At 55.4% G+C, this 4,087-nt stretch carries 5 protein-coding genes, 1 tRNA gene and 1 pseudogene; 5 read left to right on the top strand and 2 right to left on the bottom strand.

Translation table 11 applies throughout. From position 1 onward, the window contains the following. Window positions 1-121, top strand: a pseudogene (locus tag ACXJ5O_RS20590) (ParB/RepB/Spo0J family partition protein); the annotation flags it as partial. Window positions 122-130: 9 nt separating this feature from the next. On the opposite strand, the gene holA reads toward ACXJ5O_RS20590, so the two are convergent. Continuing rightward, a complete protein-coding gene (holA, locus tag ACXJ5O_RS20585; protein WP_457301520.1) occupies window positions 131-1,180 on the bottom strand; it encodes a DNA polymerase III subunit delta in 1,050 nt (349 codons plus the stop codon). A 124-nt stretch (window positions 1,181-1,304) separates the two neighbouring features. Continuing rightward, window positions 1,305-1,379, bottom strand: a tRNA-Gly gene (locus ACXJ5O_RS20580). 200 nt (window positions 1,380-1,579) lie between these two features. Here ACXJ5O_RS20580 and ACXJ5O_RS20575 point away from each other — a divergent pair. The 4 genes from ACXJ5O_RS20575 to ACXJ5O_RS20560 all read left to right on the top strand — a co-directional run bounded on the left by ACXJ5O_RS20575 (window position 1,580) and on the right by ACXJ5O_RS20560 (window position 4,069). Then, window positions 1,580-2,089, top strand: coding sequence for a prolyl-tRNA synthetase associated domain-containing protein (locus ACXJ5O_RS20575; protein WP_457301519.1), 510 nt, complete (start codon window positions 1,580-1,582; stop codon window positions 2,087-2,089). Window positions 2,090-2,159: 70 nt separating this feature from the next. Further along, window positions 2,160-3,140 (top strand): thioredoxin, encoded by a 981-nt coding sequence (gene trxA / locus ACXJ5O_RS20570; protein ID WP_457301518.1) that lies wholly within the window; start codon window positions 2,160-2,162, stop codon window positions 3,138-3,140. 52 nt (window positions 3,141-3,192) lie between these two features. Then, complete coding sequence (locus ACXJ5O_RS20565; RefSeq protein WP_457301517.1) at window positions 3,193-3,855, top strand: LON peptidase substrate-binding domain-containing protein; 663 nt, start codon at window positions 3,193-3,195, stop codon at window positions 3,853-3,855. Window positions 3,856-3,874: 19 nt separating this feature from the next. Further along, a complete protein-coding gene (locus tag ACXJ5O_RS20560) occupies window positions 3,875-4,069 on the top strand; it encodes a Trm112 family protein (protein WP_457301516.1) in 195 nt (64 codons plus the stop codon). The last annotated feature ends 18 nt before the right edge of the window (window positions 4,070-4,087 follow it).

Below are 4,087 nucleotides of genomic sequence, written 5' to 3'. Positions count from 1 at the left end.
CGTATCGGTCAATCATGTGAACAATGGTGGCGATGTCCGCATCCATTATACGACGCTGGAGCAGCTCGATGAGATCTGCCAGCGCCTTCAAAATCGTGCGAAGTGGGGCGGTCTCGCCTGACGAAATTTTTCAACGGCTGTTGCGCGCTCCACGCGCTGCCTCAGCCGCGAGGGCAATCATGGATTGCCGGATGATCGGGACGGCCAGCGTTGCGTTGCGCCGGCTCTCAAGGACCGTTCGTTGCAACCGCTCGATAGCACGCGCGCATGATTGCGTCGTCCAATACCGAAGAGCAGTTTCTACAAGTTTTTTCCGTGCAAAGAAAATTGGAGGTCTGGCAGCCGTAACGGCGAGACTCGCATTTTTTCCTTCGTTTTCCATGCCGTAACGTAACGTTTGTAACGACTGAAACTGGCGGATTGCAGCGCTGAGGACAAGAAAACTTGATGAACCGGTCCCGATGACGCGATCAAATGCGTGAGTGAAATCGATGATGTTGCCAACCATCATCGCATCGACAATTGTCTCATGGGAGACGGCGCTGACGTCCCCGATGATCCCGCGTACATCGTCAATAGAGATGCGCTCTTTGCCGTATGCGTAAAGGCAGATTTTGTCGAGCTCGGCTCGTGTGGCGAGACGATCACCACCGAGGCTTTCTTTGAGAAGATTGCGGGCATCCAGCGCGATCTGCAGCCGGTTCTTCGCCAGCACATCGTCAATAGTGCCATCGATTCCACGTGCATCATCGCTATAGCAGGGAAGGGCCATAGCGCTGGAGCTCTGCTCGACGATGCCACGCAAGCCAGCACCTTTCTTCAGGTCCCCGGCCTCGACCAGGATAAACGTGTCTGTGGGCGGGTTTTTGGCAAGGAAGCCAAGGGCGTCCGCCAGCCCTTTCTGGCCTGCCGCGCTGCGCACCCAGATCAAACGCTCGCCGCCAAACATGGAAATCGTGTTTGCCTCGTCAGAAAGCCTGCCTGGCTCGGCGTTGATATCGTCAGCATCAAGTCGAATAACTGCAAAGGGATCGTCTTTCGCAAGGCCGGTGAGCTTGATGAAAAGGTCGGCTCGTTCGCTCACGAGGCCCTTGTCCGGTCCGTAAAGCAGAACGATCGGGTAGGCGCGATCCAGCCTTCTCAGGAAAGAATCAACTTCGTGCGCTTTCTTTTGTGCCATGATGCATGGGTTTACCCATTTCAGCCAGGATTGCAATTGCAACGCGGTTCGCGAGGATGAAGTGTCATGCGCTCAAACAGCAAAAAGGCCCAGGTAAACCTGAGCCTTTTGAACTTCGGATAACTGGAGCGGGAGAAGGGATTCGAACCCTCGACCCCAACCTTGGCAAGGTTGTGCTCTACCCCTGAGCTACTCCCGCATATGCCAGTTAAGTCTTGCGAAGCGGGGCCTATATGGCCTAAGCGCCGGCTAATTGCAACAGGGAAATTTCGCCTTCTGCGAGATATGGTAGAAATCGGTCATGAACCCTTGCCGGATGCGGCTTTCCCCTTGAGGAAGAGGCGCCGAACCACTAGGAGAAACACGCAGTCATTTCTGAAAAGTCAGCGGAATACCGTCATGGGCAAAACATTTGATGAGTTGATGCAGTACCTTGGCGACTTGGGAATCGAGGTGTCGACGATTCGTCATGCCCCAGTGTTTACGGTGGCTGAGGCCCAAAACCTGCGTGGGCAGGTATCCGGCGCCCATACCAAAAATCTCTTTCTCAAGGACAAGAAAGACAACTACTTTCTCGTGACGGTGGACGAGGATGCTGAGGTCGATCTCAAGACAATTCATAGCAAGATCGGCGCTTCGAGCCGTGTATCGTTTGGCAAGCCGGAAAAACTGCTGGAGTACCTTGGTCTGACGCCCGGAGCCGYCAGTGTGTTTGGGTTGATCAATGACGCGCAGCACCACGTCCGTGTGGTACTGGACGAAATGCTCATGCAGCACGACATTGTCAATGCCCATCCTTTGACGAATGAGGCGACGACATCAATCCGGCGCGAAGACCTCCTGGCGTTCCTCAAGATGACTGGACACGAGCCTCTCATCTTGAAAATCGATGTGGCAACCCCAAACTGATAGCCGTTACATCAGTTGGCGATTACAAGAGGTTGTGGTTGAATGGAAGGGCAGATGACGGGAGAATTTCATGAGCAAAATAGATAACCCGTTCGGCAGCGGCTATGGCACAGCCTCTGGCGCCCAGACCGTGTCCTATGGAACGCCATCTCCAAACGGAGCTGCGCCCAGCGCCGGCGACCTGATCAAGGAAACGACCACGGCAGCTTTTTCCAAAGATGTGATTGCTGAATCGAAAAGCCAGCCGGTCCTCGTGGATTTCTGGGCTCCATGGTGCGGACCATGCAAACAGCTCACGCCTATTCTCGAAAAGGCAGTTCGCGCAGCTGGCGGACGAGTCAAGCTCGTCAAGATGAATATAGACGACCATCCGGCTATCGCCGGCCAGCTTGGAATCCAATCCATTCCCGCTGTCATCGCCTTCGCTGACGGCAAGCCGCTGGACGGTTTTATGGGAGCGCTCCCGGAATCGAAAGTAACAGAATTCATCGATCGTATTGCGGCACCCGATGGGGGCAGGGATGCGGCGATCCAGTCAGCACTCGACGCGGCGGCTCATGCTGTAGAAGCAGGCGATGTCGAGCAGGCAGCTCAAATTTATTCTGCCGTCCTTGGCGAAGTATCAGACCACGTGGCGGCGCTTGCGGGCCTAGCCAATTGTTTGATCGAGCTCGGTGATCTCGAAAAGGCCAAAGCCACCTTGGAGCAAGTGCCTGCCGCCAACAAAGACGATGCGGGTGTCCGTGCCGCCGAGGCCAAGATTGCATTGGCTGAGCAGGTGGCAAAACTTGGTGATCCGGTGGTGTTGGAGGCGCGGCTGCAGGAAAACCCTAAGGATTACGGGGCGCGCTTCGACCTTGCGATGATTCTGAATGCCAAAGGCCAGCGCCACGAAGCCGCCGATCAGCTTCTTGCAATCATGAAGGCTGATCGGGCATGGAACAACGATGGCGCCCGCAAACAGCTGTTGCAGTTTTTTGACGCCTGGGGAGCGGCGGATGAGGCCTCGGTTACTGCACGTCGCAAATTATCTTCCCTGCTGTTCTCTTGAGAGAAATCAGGCACAATAGCCGAAATCACGATTTTTCGGGCCGGAGTAGGCAATGCAAGCTGGAAATGTTCGTTATCGGACGTTGAATGATATTCCTGAAAACGTGCCGATCTTTCCCCTCTCGGGTGCGCTGCTGCTTCCTGGCGGGCAGCTGCCGCTCAATATTTTCGAACTGCGCTATCTAGCCATGGTGGACGCCGCGCTTAGCGGCAAGCGAATAATCGGCATGATCCAGCCGCGTTTCGATCAGGATGATGAGGATGGCGGAGACCTGTGTGAGGTTGGCTGCCTCGGCCGGATCACGTCTTTCGCTGAAACCGGCGATGGCCGTTTGCTGATAACGCTTCAGGGCATATGCCGCTTCCGGGTCATCAAGGAGCTCTCGACCCGCACGCCGTTTCGCCAATGCAAGATCGCGCCACTCCGTGCCGATCTTGACGAACCGGATGATTCGGAAGTGGACAGGCTCGCATTGCTGCGCGTATTTCGTGCTTATCTCGACGCCAACAGCCTTGAAGCTGATTGGGACGGCATCTCGCGGGCCGGCAATGAGACGCTGGTCAACGCGCTGGCGATGATGTCGCCCTTTGGTGCTGCGGAAAAACAGGCGCTCCTGGAAGCCGCGGATTTAAAGACGCGAGCCGAAACGTTGATCGCTATTACCGAGATCGCGCTCGCGAAGGATCAGGACGATTATGAAGGCAGCCTCCAGTGAGATACTTCAGGGAAGAGGCATGACTGAAGAGAAACGCGAAACAGTGATCGATCGCAAGTTGCTTGAGCTGTTGGTCTGCCCCTTGACCAAAGGACCGCTCGTTTACGATCAGCAACGGTCTGAACTGATTTCCAAATCGGCACATTTGGCCTATCCGGTGAGAGACGGTATTCCGATCATGCTGCCATCGGAAGCGCGCCCAATCGAGGACTGAGATTCACCAAGGCTTTTC

The sequence above is a fragment of the Phyllobacterium sp. P5_D12 genome (assembly GCF_054049495.1).
This window is presented reverse-complemented; position numbering and strand designations above follow the sequence as displayed.

Excerpts from the sequence above, each read along its gene's own strand:
- holA (WP_457301520.1), bottom strand. The coding sequence starts at position 1,180 with ATGGCACAAAAGAAAGCGCACGAAGTTGATTCTTTCCTGAGAAGGCTG.
- ACXJ5O_RS20560 (WP_457301516.1), top strand. The coding sequence starts at position 3,875 with ATGACTGAAGAGAAACGCGAAACAGTGATCGATCGCAAGTTGCTTGAG.
- ACXJ5O_RS20565 (WP_457301517.1), top strand. The coding sequence starts at position 3,193 with ATGCAAGCTGGAAATGTTCGTTATCGGACGTTGAATGATATTCCTGAA.
- trxA (WP_457301518.1), top strand. The coding sequence starts at position 2,160 with ATGAGCAAAATAGATAACCCGTTCGGCAGCGGCTATGGCACAGCCTCT.